The 17,323-nt window shown below is 68.5% G+C and carries 13 protein-coding genes and 1 pseudogene; 4 read left to right on the top strand and 10 right to left on the bottom strand.

Annotation, left to right across the window (positions count from 1 at the left end; translation table 11 throughout):
* The first annotated feature begins 6 nt into the window (after positions 1–6).
* Positions 7–1,047, top strand: a complete 1,041-nt coding sequence (locus tag ABGB11_RS16080) for a polyprenyl synthetase family protein (RefSeq protein WP_347633404.1) — start codon at positions 7–9, stop codon at positions 1,045–1,047.
* Positions 1,048–1,349: 302 nt separating this feature from the next.
* Here the strand turns inward: ABGB11_RS16080 and ABGB11_RS16075 are convergent, their stop codons facing one another.
* The 9 genes from ABGB11_RS16075 to rarD form a co-directional block, all read right to left on the bottom strand.
* Positions 1,350–1,964, bottom strand: a complete 615-nt coding sequence (locus ABGB11_RS16075; RefSeq protein WP_347633402.1) for an ATP/GTP-binding protein — start codon at positions 1,962–1,964, stop codon at positions 1,350–1,352.
* Entirely contained in the window at positions 1,945–2,379 is a 435-nt protein-coding gene (locus ABGB11_RS16070) for a DUF742 domain-containing protein (protein ID WP_347633400.1), read from the bottom strand. The genes ABGB11_RS16075 and ABGB11_RS16070 overlap by 20 nt, the downstream gene beginning before the upstream one ends.
* Positions 2,376–2,798, bottom strand: coding sequence for a roadblock/LC7 domain-containing protein (locus tag ABGB11_RS16065; protein WP_347633398.1), 423 nt, complete (start codon positions 2,796–2,798; stop codon positions 2,376–2,378). Before ABGB11_RS16065 ends, ABGB11_RS16070 begins: the two co-directional genes overlap by 4 nt.
* Complete coding sequence (locus ABGB11_RS16060; RefSeq protein ID WP_347633396.1) at positions 2,798–5,233, bottom strand: nitrate- and nitrite sensing domain-containing protein; 2,436 nt, start codon at positions 5,231–5,233, stop codon at positions 2,798–2,800. The genes ABGB11_RS16065 and ABGB11_RS16060 overlap by 1 nt, the downstream gene beginning before the upstream one ends.
* Positions 5,234–5,463: 230 nt before the next feature.
* Positions 5,464–7,155 carry a prenyltransferase/squalene oxidase repeat-containing protein gene (locus ABGB11_RS16055; RefSeq protein ID WP_347633394.1) on the bottom strand — a complete coding sequence of 564 codons (1,692 nt, stop codon included), beginning with the start codon at positions 7,153–7,155 and terminating at the stop codon, positions 5,464–5,466.
* A complete protein-coding gene (locus ABGB11_RS16050) occupies positions 7,152–8,051 on the bottom strand; it encodes a terpene synthase family protein (protein ID WP_347633392.1) in 900 nt (299 codons plus the stop codon). Before ABGB11_RS16050 ends, ABGB11_RS16055 begins: the two co-directional genes overlap by 4 nt.
* Positions 8,052–8,101: 50 nt before the next feature.
* A complete protein-coding gene (locus ABGB11_RS16045) occupies positions 8,102–9,460 on the bottom strand; it encodes a cytochrome P450 (RefSeq protein ID WP_347633390.1) in 1,359 nt (452 codons plus the stop codon).
* A 271-nt stretch (positions 9,461–9,731) separates the two neighbouring features.
* A complete protein-coding gene (locus ABGB11_RS16040) occupies positions 9,732–10,094 on the bottom strand; it encodes a hypothetical protein (protein WP_347633388.1) in 363 nt (120 codons plus the stop codon).
* Positions 10,095–10,141: 47 nt separating this feature from the next.
* Positions 10,142–11,026, bottom strand: coding sequence for an EamA family transporter RarD (gene rarD, locus ABGB11_RS16035; protein WP_347633386.1), 885 nt, complete (start codon positions 11,024–11,026; stop codon positions 10,142–10,144).
* Positions 11,027–11,073: 47 nt separating this feature from the next.
* Between rarD and ABGB11_RS16030 the strand changes: the two are divergent.
* Together ABGB11_RS16030 and ABGB11_RS16025 are read left to right on the top strand one after the other, a co-directional pair.
* Positions 11,074–11,562: pseudogene (locus tag ABGB11_RS16030) on the top strand (hypothetical protein); the annotation flags it as partial.
* A 203-nt stretch (positions 11,563–11,765) separates the two neighbouring features.
* Complete coding sequence (locus tag ABGB11_RS16025; protein WP_347633384.1) at positions 11,766–12,860, top strand: hypothetical protein; 1,095 nt, start codon at positions 11,766–11,768, stop codon at positions 12,858–12,860.
* Positions 12,861–13,262: 402 nt separating this feature from the next.
* Here the strand turns inward: ABGB11_RS16025 and ABGB11_RS16020 are convergent, their stop codons facing one another.
* Positions 13,263–13,673, bottom strand: coding sequence for a beta/gamma crystallin-related protein (locus tag ABGB11_RS16020; protein ID WP_347633382.1), 411 nt, complete (start codon positions 13,671–13,673; stop codon positions 13,263–13,265).
* 1,220 nt (positions 13,674–14,893) lie between these two features.
* On the opposite strand from ABGB11_RS16020, the gene ABGB11_RS16015 reads away from it, so the two are divergent.
* Entirely contained in the window at positions 14,894–17,308 is a 2,415-nt protein-coding gene (locus ABGB11_RS16015) for a tetratricopeptide repeat protein (RefSeq protein ID WP_347633380.1), read from the top strand.
* Positions 17,309–17,323 lie beyond the last annotated feature (15 nt).

Here is a 17,323-nt window from a genome sequence, read left to right as displayed (position 1 = left end):
TCTTGGGTGACGAACCCATCCGCTGAGAAGCCCGGCGGGCCGGCCTTCGAGGAGACCGGCCCGTTCGGGCTTCCCGTCGACGCCGCCCTCGCGGCCGACGCCAGGGAGCGCCTCGCCGCCGTCGAAGCCCTCCTCCAGGAGTGCGTGCGCGGCGAGGACCCGCTGCTCACCGAGGCCTCACGGCACCTCGTCGAGGCGGGCGGCAAGCGGTTCCGGCCGATGCTGGTGCTGCTCGCCTCCCACTTCGGCGACCCGTCGGCGCCGGGCGTCGTCCCCGCCGCCGTCGTCGTCGAACTCACCCACCTCGGCACCCTCTACCACGACGACGTCATGGACGAGGCGACCGTCCGCCGCGGCCAGCAGTCCGCGAACTCCCGCTGGACGAACACCGTCGCGATCCTCACCGGCGACTACCTGTTCGCCCGCGCGTCCGACCTGCTCGCCGACCTCGGCCCCGAGGCCGTCCGCATCCAGGCCCGCGCGTTCGCCCGCCTCGTCCGCGGCCAGATCCAGGAGACCGTCGGCCCCACCCCCGACGCCGACCCCCTCAAGCACTACCTGCAGGTCGTCGCCGACAAGACCGCGTCCCTCATCGCCGTCTCCGGCCAGTTCGGCGCCCTGCTCGCAGGCGCCCCCGCGCACGTCGTCGACACCGTCACCTCCGCCTGCGAGAAGATCGGTATCGCCTTCCAGCTCTCCGACGACATCCTCGACATCGCCTCCGAGACCGAGGAGTCCGGCAAGACCCCCGGCACCGACCTCCGCGAAGGCATCCGCACCCTCCCGATGCACCACGTCCTCGCGGGCACCTCCTCCGGCTCCGACGACGCCCGCCTCCGCGAACTCCTCACCCAGGACCTCACGGACGACGCCCTCCACGCCGAGGCCCTCACCCTCCTGCGCGCCCACCCCGCCATGGACCGCGCCCGCGCCGACCTCCGCCGCTGGGCCGAGGACGCCCGCACCGAACTCCTCACCCTCCCCGAAATCCCCGCCCGAGAGTCCCTCACCAACCTCTGCGACTACGTCATAACCCGAACCGGCTGACCCGTCGTCACCGCGCGAGCCGCGTCGTCCCCCACGGCGCGCCATCGCGCGGGCACGTCACCCTGCGGGCCATGTGACAGGCGGGTCGGGGAGTCCGTGAGCCGTGTAGCCGTCCGCGGCGTGTCGTCGTGCGAGCTTGTCAATCCGCGAGCTTCGTGACAGGCGGGCCGGGCGAGTGCGCGGGCCGTGCCATCGTGCGGGTACGTCGCCCCGTGGGCTGTGTCACGGGCGAGGTGTGTGACTGCGCAGGGCCGGCCCCGCGTCGACGGCAGTCGACGCGCAACCGGCCCCGCTTCTTGCGTTCAGGCGTTCTGGGGTTCTGGGTCTTCGGTGACGCCGCGGGACTTCATGGCGTGCAGGACGAGGTCGATGAGGACCTGCTTGCAGGAGTCGAGGCGGCGGGCGTCGCAAAGCATGACGGGGACCTTGGGGCCCAGGTTGAGGGCCAGCTGGATCTCCGCGAGGTCGTACTGCTTGGCTCCGTCGAAGCAGTTCACCGCGACGATGAACGGGGTGCCGCGGCGCTCGAAGTAGTCGACCGAGGGGAAGCAGTCGGACAGGCGGCGGGTGTCGGCGAGGACGACCGCGCCGAGCGCGCCGAGGGAGACCTCGTCCCACATGAACCAGAAGCGCTCCTGGCCGGGGGTGCCGAACAGGTACAGGACGTACTCGTCCCGCATGGTGATGCGGCCGAAGTCCATGGCGACGGTGGTGGTGTTCTTGCGCTCCACCCCGGAGATGTCGTCGACGCCGATGCTCTCGTCGGTGAGGATCTCCTCGGTGCGCAGCGGCTGGGTCTCCGAGACCGTGCCCACCATGGTGGTCTTCCCCACCCCGAAACCGCCCGCGATCACGATCTTGACCGCGGTGGGGAGCCGGCGCGCGCGCATGTCGCGCCTAGAGGGCCCGGAGACCATCGATCACCGCCTTGTAGAGCCTGATGTCGTGCATGTCCGCCTCCGGTTCGGGTTCCTGCATGGAGACGAATCCCTTGTCGAGCAGGTCGCCGAGCATGACCCGGACGGTCGCGACGGGAAGGTCGAGGTGGCCGGTGAGCTCGGCGACCGACATGACGTTCTGGCAGAGCCTGATGATCTCCAGGTGCTCGGGGCCGAGCCCGACGGTGGTCTCCGGCTCCGGGCCGACCGCGACCACGAGGGTGATCAGGTCGAACTTGCCGCGGGTCGGCTCGATCCGTCCGCTCGTCATCACGTACGGGCGGACCATCGGCCCGGCCTGGTCGTCGAGCCAGCGCTCCGTGACTTCGGGTTCCGGCGGGCGCTCCGGGTCCTCCGGCCAGAGCTCGGGAGTGGGATCTTCGGGCGGCATCATGTGGAGCGACCCTCCGCGGCGGCCTCGGAGCGCGACGGCGAGGTGAGGTGCTCGCCCATGCTGGTGACGAGCATCGCCATCTCGTAGGCGATGAGACCGACGTCGGCGTCCTCGTCGGCCAGCACCGCGAGGCAGGCGCCCTTGCCGGCCACCGTCACCAGCATGAACTGCGACTGCATCTCGATGATCGTCTGGCGGACGGGCCCGCCGCCGAACCGCGTCCCGGCGCCCTTCGCCAGGCTCTGGATGCCCGCGGCCACGGCGGCCAGGTGCTCGCCGTCGTCCTGGTTCATCCCCTCCGAGGAGGCCATCAGCAGGCCGTCCGCCGACAGCACGACCGCGTCGTGGGCGTGCGGCACGCGATGGACCAGGTCGTCCAACAGCCAGCCCAGATCGGACGCCGAACCCGCTTTCTGCATCACTGCTCGTCCTCGCCTTCCACTGCGTCGTTGGCGCGGGCTTCGACCGCCGTCCTCGCAAGGCGGGTGCCGCGCTGGTAGGACCCCATGATCCGCTGAATCTCCTCGGGCGAGCGGCCGGGGTCGTCGTGCTCGTCCTGCTCGGCGGCCGCGGGCTCATCGGCCTGCAGCGGCGCCGCGAGGTTCGCCTGCGGAACCCGGACGGGCAGACCGGATGGGGTGGTGGAGCTCTCGGGCACGGCTGGCTGGTCCTCCGGGTGACTGGTCTCGGATTCCGCGGCGCCCCCCGCCTCGGCGCCCTCCGGCGGCGCGGGGTCCGCCGCGACCGGTTCGGGTGTCTCCGGGACGCTCGCGGAGCTCTCGGACCCGTCGGGGCCCGTGGCGGGCGGCGGCACCGCGACGAGGGCGGGCGGCGCGGGCTGCTCCCTGGTCAGGGTCACCACGCCGCGCGTTCCCTGCGCCTCCGCGGCTTCCCCGCCCTCGCCGGCCGGCACCGGGGCCGGCTGCCGGACGGCCAGGCCGTTCTCGGTGGTGGCGCCGGGGATCTTCTCGGCGCCGCTCTCGACGACCAGGTCCTGCGGGATGACGACGACGGCCGTGGTGCCGCCGTAGGCCGAGCGCTTCAGCGAGACCTGCACGCCGTACCGCTCGGCCAGCTTCGCGACGACGAACAGGCCGAGCTGCACGGAACTGCGCAGGTTGAACTCGGGCGGGTCGACGATGCGCTCGTTGATCTCGGCGAGCTTCTCGTCGGTCATGCCGAGCCCGCGGTCCTCGATGTCGATCGCGAACCCGTTGGCGACCAGGTGCCCGCCGATGTGCACGGCGGTGTCGGGCGGGGAGAACGCCACAGCGTTCTCGATCAGCTCGGCGAGCAGGTGCGTGAGGTCACCGACGGCGCGTCCGGCCAGCTCCACCGGTCCGAACGGCAGGACGGTGACGCGCGTGTAGTCCTCGACCTCGCCGACCGCCGCGCGGACGACGTCCACCATCGGCACCGACTGCCGCCAGCCACGTGCGGGGATCGAGCCGGACAGAACGATGAGGTTCTCGGCGTTGCGCCGCATACGGGTGGCGAGGTGGTCGAGCCGGAACAGCTCTTCCAGGTCCTTCGGATCGATGTCGCGCTTGCGTTCCATGGTGTCGAGCATGTTGAGCTGCCGGTGCACCAGCGCCTGGGTGCGGCGCGCCAGGCTCAGCAGGACGTCGCGGATTCCGCGGCGCAGCTCGGCCTGCTCGACGGCGGTCCGGATCGCGGTCTCCTGGACGGCGTTGAACGCGCGTCCCACCTGCCCGATCTCGTCGGTGCCGAACTGCAGCGGCGGCGCCTCCAGGGCGACGTCGACCTTCTCGCCGTGCCCGAGCCGGTCGACGACGCTGGGCAGCCGCTGCTCGGCCAGCTCCCACGCGGCGACGCGCAGCCGTTCGAGCTGCCGGACGAGGGCACGCGCCGTCGTGATCGACACGATGATGGACGCGATGACCGCGAGGAGCCCGAGCCCACCGGCCAGCACCAGCCGGATGATGATTCCGAAGGCCATCGGCTTCGCGCGTTCGACGAGCCGGTCTCCACCGTCCAGGACCACCTGCTCCAGCTTGTCCTGCACGGGTCGCGTCGCGGACTGCCATTCACTGCCGGTGATGCGGGCGGCCCCGCCCGGCTTGGTCTGGACGAGGTGGTCCTCATACTGCCGCAGCCGGAGGTACTGAGAGCTCTTGAGCACCGCGTCGTACTGGGCGCGGTCCGTGTCCGGCAACTGGGCCGCGGCCTCCTGGTGCAGGAAACGCTGGGTACCCACCAGTTGGACGAACTCGGCGTGCTCGGACGGCGTGAGGCCGCCCCGGGCGAGCGCGCCTGCGACGAGCGCGTCCTCGCGGGAGAGGACCTCCTTGGCCCGGGTCAGCGCGTTGAGCGTGCGGCTGTCCTTGGCGATGGCCTCGTCGTCCACGCTTCCGGCCGAGGAGTAGAGGCGAAAGGCGGTGTCGATGAAGTCGTTGAAGGGGCCTGCTGCCCGGCTCCGGTCGACCGTCCGCGCGTCGATGGCTCGCCGGCCGGCGGAGAGCGCGTCCAGACGCGTCAGCGACTTCCTGATGTTCTCTTCGGTGTCATCGCTGATCATCCGCGCGACGCTGCCACTGGAGACGCCCTTGCGGTAGGCGGCCGTCGCGGTGTCGACGGTGCGCCGCTGCGCGTCCAGTGCACTGCGCTGTTGCCTGCCCGGGCTCCCCAGATAGATCAGCGAGAGCCTGCGCTCCTGTTGCAGTTCGGTCACCAACGTGACGGCCGGCCGTGTGACGTTGGTGTCGAGTGCGTTGATGGTGAGCAGATTCAGCCCCTCGCGCAGTGTCACCCAGGCGGCGAAGACCCAGAGCGCGGTGAGCGACACGAGCAGGGCAGCAATTTTCGTCCGCAGACGTGAGTTGCGGAAGCGCATCAACCTGTCCTCAACGAGTTCCCGAGCAGCCCGGCGGACCCGTCGAGGTGACGGAGACCTGGCCACTGGTGGTGTGCAGGCGCACGGCGCGACGGGGGGTGTCACGCATGCACGCGGAGTACCTTAGCAACGTCGCAGGCGCAGATGATGTACTTTGTTCCCAATCAGTGGAGGTTTTCGTAAATGCCGTCCCTGCATTGTGATCCAGGGAACACCGTCCATCGTTGCATTTAGTGCAAATCGCCGCTAATGCCGCGTTTGCGGGCAAGTTGGTGTGCGGCCAGGAGGGACGCCTGGACGATCGCCGAGGGCAGGTAGAGGTCCTTGTCGTGCCACAGTGCGGGGCCCTCGATGGGCCCGTTGCCCAGATGATGAGGAGCGGGGAGGAATCTGCACCCCGCTGTTACAGATTCTTCATACTCATCGGGCGCCTGTGAGGTCACATTACCCTGGTCTTCTGACAGCAGGACTTGAATGGCGTACGCGGTCTCCTCGAAGGTCCCCTTCCAGCGCCCCCATGATCCGTCGGGGCGCTGGGTGGCCAGAGTCCAGGCCCGCGCCCGGCGTATCGCCGGCGCCGCTTGCCAGCCTCCGAAACGGCTCAGCGCGACCACGCAGCACATGGTCGCGTAGTACGGCGACGCATGCCATCGGTCCGTCCAGCTCCCGTCCGCCTCCTGCCGGTCGCAGAGGAGGGTGACGAGCTTGTCGACCGTCGCGGCGTACCTGTGGCTCATCGCGGTCCGTGGCGCCCTCCCCTCCTCGACGGCGCGCAGATACTGACCGAACGCCTCCAGAGCATGGGCGTTGACGGTCACGGAGAAGCCTTCCTCGCCCGGCCAGGTGCAGAAATGCGTTCCCGTCTCGTACGCCCACAGCGAGTCCGGGGCGCGCGGGACACCGAGGAGATTGAGCGCGTACAGCACCGCCGACGTGGTGTCGGCGTCGGCCGGGAGGCCTTCCGCCGCCGGGGTGCCGACCGGACCGAGCGCGTCGTCGAGACTCGTGATGAGCGCTGCCGGGACCTGCGCGGCGATCCCGGCCCGTGTCAGGGAGCTGAGCACCCATGCCCGCTCGAAGACGGTGATGGGGATTCCGCACGGTGCCAGACCGTCGTGATCGTCCACCACGGTCTCCAGGAAGACCCGCGCCGGATGGTGGGGGTCTCTCGCCCGGCCGTCGAGCCATGCCGCCGTGGCGGCGGGTGACGCGCCGACGGATCCGGTGGAGCCCGGACGGATCGTGGCCGCGTCCCTGGCGAGGTCGCCCGCGACCTCCAGCGCGTGGAGGATCTTCTCGGGAAGCTCCGCCCCGAAGCTGAGCGCGGCCTGCACCTTGGCGAGTCTCGTCCCGTCCAGGCCGATCGGGAGGCGCAGGCGTCCGGTGAGCGCCGAGGGCGAGAGGACGGTGCTCGGCGCTTCTGCGAGGGCGCGGGTGTGCTCGTTGATCGACTCGATCAGCGCGGTGATGATCAGATCGTTCGCCGGCATGTCCGGCAGGGCCGCCGCGGGGAGTTCCCACAAGGTCCGGGCCAGCAAGGGCAGCAGTGCGTCGAGCCTGGCGGCCACCTCCGCGATGTCCACGTCCTGCGAGCTCGGGGGGCGGCGGCCGGCGTCGCTCCGGAGCAGGGACAGTAGTGCGTCCACGGCGCTCAGGGTCGGGACGATCGCGTAGCCGTCCGGCGCGCCCCACAGGCCGTCCGGGCGCTGCGCGTCCAAGATGTACCGGACGCGGCGGGAATGTCTCGCCAGCCACGGCGCCAGCGCGATCAGCCGTCCGGTCTCGTAGATCGATGGGGACACCTGGCCCCAGGGGCGGTCGATCAGGCCTGCCAGGAGCGCTCGGCCGGCCGCGGCCGTGCGGAAGTCGGGCGGGGTGCTCGTCTGTGTCTCCGGGGTGTGGCCGCACTCACTGGTCGTCATAGCTCTCCCCAGTAGTCGGCGCCCCCGTAGAAGCCGACGCAGAAGTCGATCTGGCGTTCGAGGTAGTAGGAAAGCCGCGGGTGATCGGCGCGCAGGGGGATGACGATCTCCCGGAACCGCCGGGTCAGCTCGGTGACGTGCTCGTCCACCTCCTCCCGGCCGCCTCCGAGCATGAGGGCGTTGAGATCCCCCCACTTGACGTCCCGTTCATAGGACCCGATGTCGTTGATCAGCCTGCCCGCCCGCTGGGCGGCCCAGCTCGCTTCCTGGATGGCCGCGATGTCGTCGGCCGACGGCGGGGGGCTGGTGTAGATCCAATGCGACACGAAGGCGAAGGAGAAGCCGAAGTTTTCAGAATTGTCGAGATAGGTGTCGAGAGTGGGCCGCTCGCCCGTCCCGCTTTCCGGCCGCCAGTCCCATTCGCGCGCCATGGCGTGCAGAAATCTCGCCAGATTGTCTTTCCACACGGGATACAGCACGGGAAACGCGGGAGAGGACGACAATCCGTCCCGGATGTCGGCGAGCGAGAGGAGGAGGTCATCCGAGTCGGGGTCCGCGCCGTCTCCGACCTCCAGGCACCTGGCGACGATGTCGTCCACCTCGTCCCGTGAGGTAGCCACATAGTCGATGAGCCAGTCCACGCCGAAGCCCCAGATGGCGGCGCGGTTGGTCATCCGCAGATCGGCGCTCGCCGCCCACGGCGCGCTGAACGCGGTGCAGAGGCAGACCGTGTTGTAGAGCGTGGGGTCGAACGGCTTCGCTGAGAAAAGGCGGTCGTATCCGGCCGCCCACTGCTGCGTATCGCGCGCGGCCTGACCCGCCACCGCGCAGATCGCTCCACTCGGCATGGCGGCGGGCATGCCATTGAAATCCGTCTCATCCATGGTCGCGGCCATCCTCATCCTTGGTGCGTTCCAGGGGGTTCAGCGGGGAGAGCGCGCTCTGCTCAACGCACCACGGGCTCCAGCGTTATCGCCACCCGATCGCGCGGCTTCAGCGTGAGGTCCACACGCGGCTTGATCGAAGGAGAGGTCTGCAAGGCCGGACGGAACTTGCTCAGCAGCGTGGCCAGGATGAGCGGTGCCTCGATGAAGAAGAAGACGCGCCCCGCGCACTGGTGAGGACCCCCACCGAAAGCCATGAAGGCGAATCGGTGGCGCGACCTGTCGGCCGCGAACCGCTCCGGGGCGAAGACGTGCGGCTCGGGCCAGACGTCCGGGAGCCGGTGTGTGAGGAAGGGGCTGACGGCGATGGTCGATCCGGCCTTGAGCCTGACCCCGTCGATGACGTCGTCGTCCCGGACGACCCGGGGGGTGATCCATGCGACGGAGTACAGGCGCAGCGCCTCCTGGAGCACCATCTTGGTGTAGGTCAGCTTCTGGACGTGATCGAAGGCGACCGGGCCGGCGCCGACCACGCGGTCGATCTCCTCGTACAGCCTTGATCGGACGTCCGGGTACGCGTCCAGCGCGCCCCAGAGGAATGTCAGCACCGAGACCGTCGTGTCCGTCGCGGCCACGAACAGGCCGGTGATGCCGTCCCGGACCGCCTGGTCATCGAGCGACCCGCCGTCCTCGCCCCGCGCGCGCATGAGCATCGACACCACGTCCCGGGCGCCCTTGTCCTCCTGGGCACGCGCTTCATGGACGATGGGGAAGATGAGGTCGTCCACGGCCTTCACGGAGCGGACGAAGGTCCGGTCTCCGGGGAGCGGCACCGCGAAGGGGACGAACGGCATGAGCATCCGCGCCCGGAACGACGAGGTCGTCGCGGTCACCATGGCCCGCCCGAGTCCGTCGATGTTCTCCAGCGGGATCCGGTCGCCGAGAAGGACGCGGATGATCGTGCGATAGACGATTCGGGTCATCCCCTCATAGGCGTCGACCGGCCGTCCTCCCGCGGCGTGCTCGCCCAGATCGTCCACGGCCTCGGCGATGGTCGTGATCATCTCGTCGGCCATGAGCGCGGTGCTCGGGGCGGAGAGCAGTTCCTGGTAGACCCTGCGCCTGATGTTCCAGGACGCACCCAGGTCGGAGGTGTCGCCGACCAGCCGTCCCAGGGGTTTCCACATCATGCCCTCACGCCGGTAATTGTCGACGTTGTCGCGAAGGACGTACTGCAGATGCTCCGGGTGAGTGATCAGGTGGGGGCGGAAGGGGCCGAGGTTCACCCGGACGATCTCCCCGTCCGCCTCGCGCCCCATCTCCTCGAACGCCTCCAGCGGATCCCGTACCAGGCCTGGAAGGTGACGCAGTGGCAGCATTCGCGCTTTGCGGGCGGACCGGATCCCGACATCGACGGTCATTCTCGACCCCTTATGCCAGTTGATGAACTTGTGTCGGTTCATGGGGAAGCGGGAGGCGTGAACGGGTCAGAGGCGCGTTTTATTCGTAGATGGGGGGTCTGGGCGATTTACGGGAAGTATCACATGATCATTTGACGGATTCAAGCGTCAGATCGATAGGAAACCACCACTTGCATGGGTGATTTGGGTCACTTTGCGAGCAATGTGGCGTCCAAGTCAACGCCGACCTGACAAAAGCTCGGTCCCGAGCAGGGGGCGCCCGTTCCCCGTTTCAGCGGGCGTCGTGGCCGGTGGGGAGGATTTCCGGCCATACGACGCGCCCCGCCACACGCACCTCACCGATCACTTTCCGCGTCCCGCATTGAGCGATGACGCGGTACGTCGCGGGCACGGCGTCCTGCTTCACGGTGGCGGTGCCCTTCACAGCCCGTCCGGTGAACACCTCAGAGGTCGCGGCCGGCGTCATGCCCGCACACCCGGGCACCCAGATCCGGACCTGCTCCCCGGGACGCACCGTGCCCGGGTCCACCGTGATGCCGTCCTGCCTGGTCGCCGTGGCCTCGCCCGCCGCAGGTGCCAGCATGCCCGCCGCGATGAGCGCTGTTCCCAACACGGTGACGCTGACCAGGCGCAACGGGAGCTCCTCGAATCCGGCTGTCGACGACCGGCACTCTAGCTCCTCTATGCGGTTTCGGGCACAGCTTCCCGGCGTCCCGCCCTCAATCCGTCCCAGGTCAGGGTTATCAGGGCGAACCAAACCAAGAGGAACCCCGCCCACCGGCTCGCCGGCATCTCCTCGTGCTGGATGAACACCCCGATGACGAACTGGAGCACCGGCGCCAGGTACTGCAACATCCCCATCGCGGTCATCGGCAGCCGGATCGCCGACGCGTTGAAGAGCATCAGCGGGACGGCCGTCACGACCCCCGCCCCGACCAGCAGCGCCGCGTGCCCCGCACCGTGATGCCCGAAGGCGGCGTCCCCGCGTCCCTCCAGGAAGAGGATGAACGCCAGCGCCGGCACGACCATCACGGCCGTCTCGACCGCCAGGCTCTCCGCCGACGGCATGTTGGCGAACTTCTTGAGCAGCCCGTACGTCCCGAACGCGAAGGCCAGCATCAGCGCGATCCAGGGAGGCCGCCCGTAGTCGACGGTCAGCACGACCACCGCCGCCGTCCCGAGGCCGACGGCCGTCCACTGCCACGGCCGCAGCGGCTCCCGGAAGATCGCCACTCCGAACACCACGCTGATCAGCGGGTTGATGAAGTACCCCAGCGCCGCCTCGACCGTCTGCCCACTGTTGACGGCGTAGATGTACGTCCCCCAGTTGACGCTGATCACCGCCGCCGCCAGTCCCAGCAGCACCCAGTGCCGGAGCCCCAGCGCCCGCGTCCACCGCCAGCTCCGCCGCGCGGCCAGCACCGCGGCCACCGCCACGAGCGACCACAGGATCCGGTGCGCGAGGATCTCCACCGCCCCCGCCGGCTTGAGGAGCGGCCAGTACAGCGGGAACAGCCCCCACATCACATAGGCCGCGACCCCGAACGCCATGCCCCGTCTGACCACGACCTGCAACCTATCAGCCTGTAATCACCCAATCGGGACACACTCCTGTCGTCGTCCGCGAGTAATCTGAGAAGGATGTTCGGCTTTGCGCCCGTTCACGCACTGGAGCGTCCGCAAGCTCGCCGACTACCTGGAGCGCAACACCGTCCGCCAGGTGAAGATCGGCCGAGAACGGCTCCGCCAGATCCTGCGCGAACGCGGCATCTCCTTACCAGCTGTGGGGCATCAACCGGCACCGCAAGGGCGGCGCCAACACCCTGGCAGCGCTCAAGACGATCCGGGCCGCCCGCCCTGACGGCGCACCGATCTACGTCATCTCGGACAACCTGTCGGCCAACAAGACACCCGCCATCCGCGCCTGGGCACGCAAGAACAACGTCGAGCTGTCTGACCCCAACCACGTGGTCCTGGCCCGCAAACTCCAGGCCTACCTGCGCTGGCGCAACGCCAACGCCCGCCACCCCGACGTCCTGGCCGCCCAACGCCGCGAACGAGCCCGCGTCCGCAGCCAGCGCCAGCAACGCTGGGGCCGCCCACGACCCAAACAGCCTGATCCAAACCCCGGGCCGTTCGTGGTCGGCGCACTAGGCTCTGACGCGCCATCATGCCCGATCTACGCTTATTCGCCAAACAATGATGATCAGTAATGGCCGTCCGTGCATCCGTCCATTGCAATTAAGCTGATCGCTATCCAACCACCGAAGCGCTAAGGCTGCCACGAATGCCTACTGCCCCAGAAGTGTCGACAGTACCCCTCGAGGTTGAGCTGATCGGCGAATCGGCCGAGCCGGTCCTGAGCGCCCCCCATCGGATCACCAAGGGTGGGTGGGCGGCGCTGTCTGTGACCGGTGAGCTGCTTTTGATGGATGACCAGCTCACTACAATCGGAAGCCTTTCAGGCCCCGCAGAAATCCTCCAGGACAAGCCTGATTCTGCCGTCATTCCAACGTGCCGGGTCGATGTCAGTCCAGACCTGCGGTTCGCGGCATTCGCCGGAACCAGTCGAATTGTGATCGTTGATCGCAACGGCGACGTGCAGTGGCAGGCGACCCACCCCGTGACCTCCGTCGAGGGAACAAACGATGTGGCAAGCTGCGCCGTTTTCACCCCCGACGGTACCTCTCTATGGGCATTCGTACCACGGCTCAAGAATGCTGACACAAGGCCGGGTGATTCCCATCCGTTCCTTCCATCGTTCAGCGTCGAACGCCATGTACTCGACGTGAGCAACTGGCGCACAACGGCCCGTACGGCGACCGAGTATCGGGGCCACAGCCAAATGCTCCTTCATCCTGACGGCAAGCACGCCGGTTACGGGACATTCGACGGGCACGACGGCTGGTTCTGCCGGTGGGTGCGCTGGGACGACGGCTGCGAGACGGTCGTCGAGACGGGCTGGATGAAACCCGTCGACATCCACCCGGGCGGCGAACGATGGCTCGCCCACACCCCCTGCGAACTGGTCACCGGCGACTTCCGCAGCGGCACAGTGTCGACCATCCCGGTGGTGGCTGACGCCGAAGACGCGTCGGAAGAAGACTGGGAGAACCATCCGTACCACGGCTATGACCTGGACATCTCGGCTGCCTGCCTGCTCACGCCGAATCTCGCTCTCGCCCGCTGCGACGACCTCATGGAAAACGAGCACCACCCACACCTGCTGTTCCGGGTAGACCCCCCACATTCTCACGGACCGGTTTCCTACCCACCAACAAGCAACTTCCGGGAACGCGCATACCAGGGGTACAACGTGGACATCGCCAGCGCCGGTGACGGAACCTGGCTGACCTTCACTCCGGACAGCCGACTGCAACGATGGCGGTTGTCCGGTTGAGCTAGCGCAAAGCGAACGCCACCGAGTGTTGGTGAACGAGCGTCTGTCGACACTTGCCCCGTGATCACGGATCCGCAGGTGGACGGTGTCAGCAACTCGCGTCGGCGATCAATGTCGGTGAACCATCCGGTCGATAGATTCCGACACATCCCGCCTTCGCGAACAATGCGGAGACGCCACGTCGGGCGGGTGTCCGGGTCTTGGTCGATCCGGCTGCCCCTCCGCACGCGCGCATGCCAGCGTCAGCGGCGCGGGCGCGGACAGCTCTGGACGTCACCGTGGCGACGGCGGCCGCCCGAGATCCTTCTGCATCACGCATGAAGGATCTCGGGCGGCCGGCCGGGTTGCTCTCCCGATCGCTGTCCTATCAGCGATCTCGGACTGCCGCAGCAAGGCGGGCTGTCAGGCGTCGAACGTACAGCCGGCCTTCAGCGAGCTGGTCCTGTTGTCGCCGACGTTGTTGTTGGACAGGCTGCCGTCGCGGCGCGCCGACCCGTAATTGCCCTTCCGCTTCCAGACGCTCTTCTTCCCCTTGTAGCCCGCGTGCTGGTAGAGGGTCAGCCAGCAGTTCGCGGGCACGACGACCGAGCTGATCCTGTCGTTCCAGCTGCCGAGCGACGAGTAATTGCTCGTGGGACACACGATCTCGCCGCCGAAATTTTTGAACTGATACACGGAAACGCGGTTCGGGCCGCAGGTCGGCGCGGCCGCCCGAGGTGCGGCGGCTTCCGCTGCGTGCGCGCTGGCCGTGAAACCCAGCGTGAGCGTCGCACCCAGGCCCAGGGCGGCGGCCGCCCTCATCGTTCGGGACATCAGCATCCTTTCTCTGGCGGGACTCGTCCTGCGGGGCGCGGCGATGAGGCCGGCGTGACGGTGAACCCCCGCGGCGTCCCGTCGGCTTCCAAGATCGACGATCACGGCGCCCGAGGGGTTCCATCCCATTTGGCGCGTGGCGCCTGACCTGGTTCGATCCCGGGTCACGGTCGGAGGGACGGGCTTGTCCTGCACGCTCGGCGTAGCCTCCGGCGAGTGAATCAAGTTTCGAACCCGCCAGAAGGGGCTCAGCCGGAGGGCGCGGTCGTCCGTGAGGGGCGGACACACCTGAGAAGGCGCCCGGCGGGGGCTGGTGGAGCGAGGCCGGGATCGAACGGTACTCCCTGCCGTACGGCTTCATGATCGGTCCTGCGGGCGAGTCCGGCATCTTCGGCGACCGCTGGGTCCCTCTTCATGCCGGCTGGTCCGGTCACTGAGCCCCGAAGACAAGCAGGCGATCGCGCTTCTCGACCTGCAGATCCTGGCTCGCGAGAACGCTGAACGGACCTTCCGAGCAACGGAACCTGCATACGGCGTTCTCGCCTGCCTGCGCACGTGGTTGACTTCAATCAACCGCATGGAAGAGGTTGGCCCCGTCAGGATTACTACATGGCGGGTGAATACCTGAAACGACCTCACCGTGCGAGATGGAATCGAGGACTTTCTCGAAGCCATGCCCTCGGCCTTGAGTGCCAGAATCGGTCGCTTTGTAGAGCAACTTGACGTGCGATACTGAGCCGTCACGCGGGAGGACGGCGGGGCAGAGCTGCCGCAGTCCTGCGGCCACTGGCCGAGAGGCAAGAGGCCCGATAGTGGTGGACCCGCTCGGATGAGTTTTTCCGTTAAGCGACGGTCTGAGTGCGCATCGTGAGATCCTGTTCGGGTCCTGCTTCCATCGAGTGGTGTGCCAACCGGTTCGTCCTGGTGGCTGGACGTAAAAAAGAATTCAGCTCGGTCCTCACAGCATGTACCGCCGACCGTGGGAAGCAGATCAGATGCATGCGTTGACGCCTGCGGTGCACCGGACGATCCTCGCCGTCGACGTGGAAGGCTTCGGAGATCCGCGCCGGACCAATCGTGACCAGGTCGCGGTACGCAAGGGTATGTATCGCGCGCTGGACGATGCGTTCGCCGAATCCGCCATCTCCTGGGTTCACCGCGAGGATCGTGGCGACGGGGCGCTTGTCCTCGTTCCTCCGGATGTGCCGAAAAATCTCCTGGTGGCCCGGTTTCCCGAGTACCTGGCCGGTGCGCTCATGCGGCACAACCGGCGGTGTGATGAGGAGGCCCGCGTCCGGCTGCGGGTCGCCGTGCACGCCGGTGAGGTTCTTTACGACCAGCACGGGGTAGCGGGCGGTGCCCTCAATCTGGCCTTCCGTTTGCTGGAGGCCGCCGAGCTGAAGTCGGCTCTGGCCGCCTCGCCCGGTACCGTCGCGCTGATCGCCTCGGACTGGTTCTTCGAGGAGGTCATCCGGCACGATCCGGCGAGCGGTCCGGCAACGTTCAGGCGGGTCCGGGTGGAGGTGAAGGAGACCCGGACGACGGCCTGGATCGGCCTGCCCGATCACCCCTACCCGCCCGGCGACGGGGGCACTGATCGAGCCGTCCCCCGGACGGCGCCGGCCGCGCCCAGGCAGCTTCTCGCTCCGATCTCCAACTTCGTCGGCCGGACGGTCGAGCTGACGGCGCTGACCCGGCTGCTGGACGAGTCCCGGGGCGCGCCCGTCGTCATCTCGACGATCTCGGGCACCGCGGGCGTGGGCAAGACCGCGCTGGCGGTGCACTGGGCGCACCAGGTGCGAGAGCGGTTCCCCGACGGGCACCTGTACGTGAACCTCCGCGGCTATGACCCTGGTCCGCAGATGGCTCCCGGGCATGCCCTGGACGGGTTCCTGCGAGCCCTGAACGTGCCCGCGGAGGAGATTCCCGCCGAGGTGGAGGAGAAGGCGGGGCTCTACCGGTCGCTGCTGGACGGGCGGCACGTCCTGGTGGTCCTGGACAACGCCGCCACCGCGGAGCAGGTACGCCCGCTGCTTCCCGGCTCACCGGGCTGCCTCGCGGTGGTGACCAGCCGCAGCCGCCTGTCCGGCCTGGTCGCCCGGGACGGCGCGAAGCGGATCAGTCTCGATCCGCTGAGCCCGGACGAGGCGATCGGGCTGCTGCGGCAGATCATCGGGGACGCCCGCGTCGACGACGACCCCGCCGCGACGGCCGGACTCGCCCGCGGGTGCGCCTACCTGCCGCTGGCTCTGCGCATCGCCGCCGAACGTGTGGCCACCCACCCTCACATCGGGCTGGCCGACCTCGCGGGCGATCTCGCCGACGAGGACGCGCGCCTCGACCTGCTGGCCGCGGACGAGGAGATCACCGCGGTGCGTTCGGTGTTCTCCTGGTCCTACCAGGCCCTCTCGCCGCGGGCGGCACGGCTGTTCCGCCTGCTGGGCCTGCATGCCGGGCCGGACATCAGCCTCCAGGCCGCCGCCGTGCTCGCCGACGTCGACCCGGTGACGGCGCGGGGGCTGCTCGACACGCTGGCCAACGCGCACATGCTGGAGGAGTCCGCCCCGTACCGCTACCGGTTCCACGACCTGCTGCGCGTCTACGCCGCCGAACGCGCCGCCGTGGAGGAGACCTCCGATGACCGCGAGGCCGCGACGCGGCGGCTCCTCACCTGGTACCTGCACACCGCCCACGCGGCCGATCTCGTTCTCATCCCGCATCGCCGCCGCGTCCCGCTCGACCCCCAGGAATGCGCACCGCCCGTCTTCACCACCTTCGACCATGCGCTGGAGTGGTGCGACGCCGAGCACGCCAACCTGGTGGCCGCCATCCGCCAGGCGGCGGAGCACGGTCAGCATGTCATCGCTTGGAAACTGCCCGCGATGCTGTGGGGGTTCTTCCAGTTGCGCAGGCACTGGACCGACTGGATCGCCACGAACCAGATCGCCCTCAGGTCGGCCCGCAGCATCCATGACCGGTTCGGTGAGGGCTGGGCGCTCAACTTCATCAGTGCCGCTTACTGGGATCTTCGGCGATACGAAGAGGCCGTCGAGCACGCCCGGCAGGCCTTGACGATCTCGCGCGAGATCGGCGATCGATGGCTCGAAGGGTCGGCCCTGGTCTGCCTGGGAACCTGCTACAACGATCTCGGACGCTACGCGGAGAGCGTCGAATGCCTCCATCCGGGTCTGGTCTTCGTCCGGGAAGCCGGAGAACAGGTGTGCGAGGGCACCGCCCTCATCGGGCTCGGCAACGCCTACCGAGGTCTCGGCCGGTTCGACGAGGCCGTCGACTACTACCGGCAGGCCTTGGAACACTTCCGCCGGATCGGCAACCGGTGGGGTGAAGGCTGGACCCTCCACGACCTCGCAAAGGCCTACCGCGGCCAAGGGCGCCTGGAGGAGGCCATCGAGCACTTCCAGCGGGCCTTCGCCGTCCGTTGCGCGACGGGTGAGCGTCATGGCCAAGCCCGGGCTCTGCTCGACCTTGGCGATGCCCAGCGTGAAGCCGGCCGCCCTGAGGCGGCACGCGACTCCTGGCGGCAGGCGCTGGCCGTCTTCGAGGACCTCCGGGATCCCCAGGCCGCCGAAACCCGCGCCCGGATGGACGCCCTGGTCTCTCCTCCATCGAGGTGACCGACGCCGGGTGAG

The sequence above is a fragment of the Actinomadura sp. B10D3 genome, assembly GCF_039871695.1.
GTDB classification, from domain to species: Bacteria; Actinomycetota; Actinomycetes; order Streptosporangiales; family Streptosporangiaceae; genus Spirillospora; species Spirillospora madurae.
This window is presented reverse-complemented; position numbering and strand designations above follow the sequence as displayed.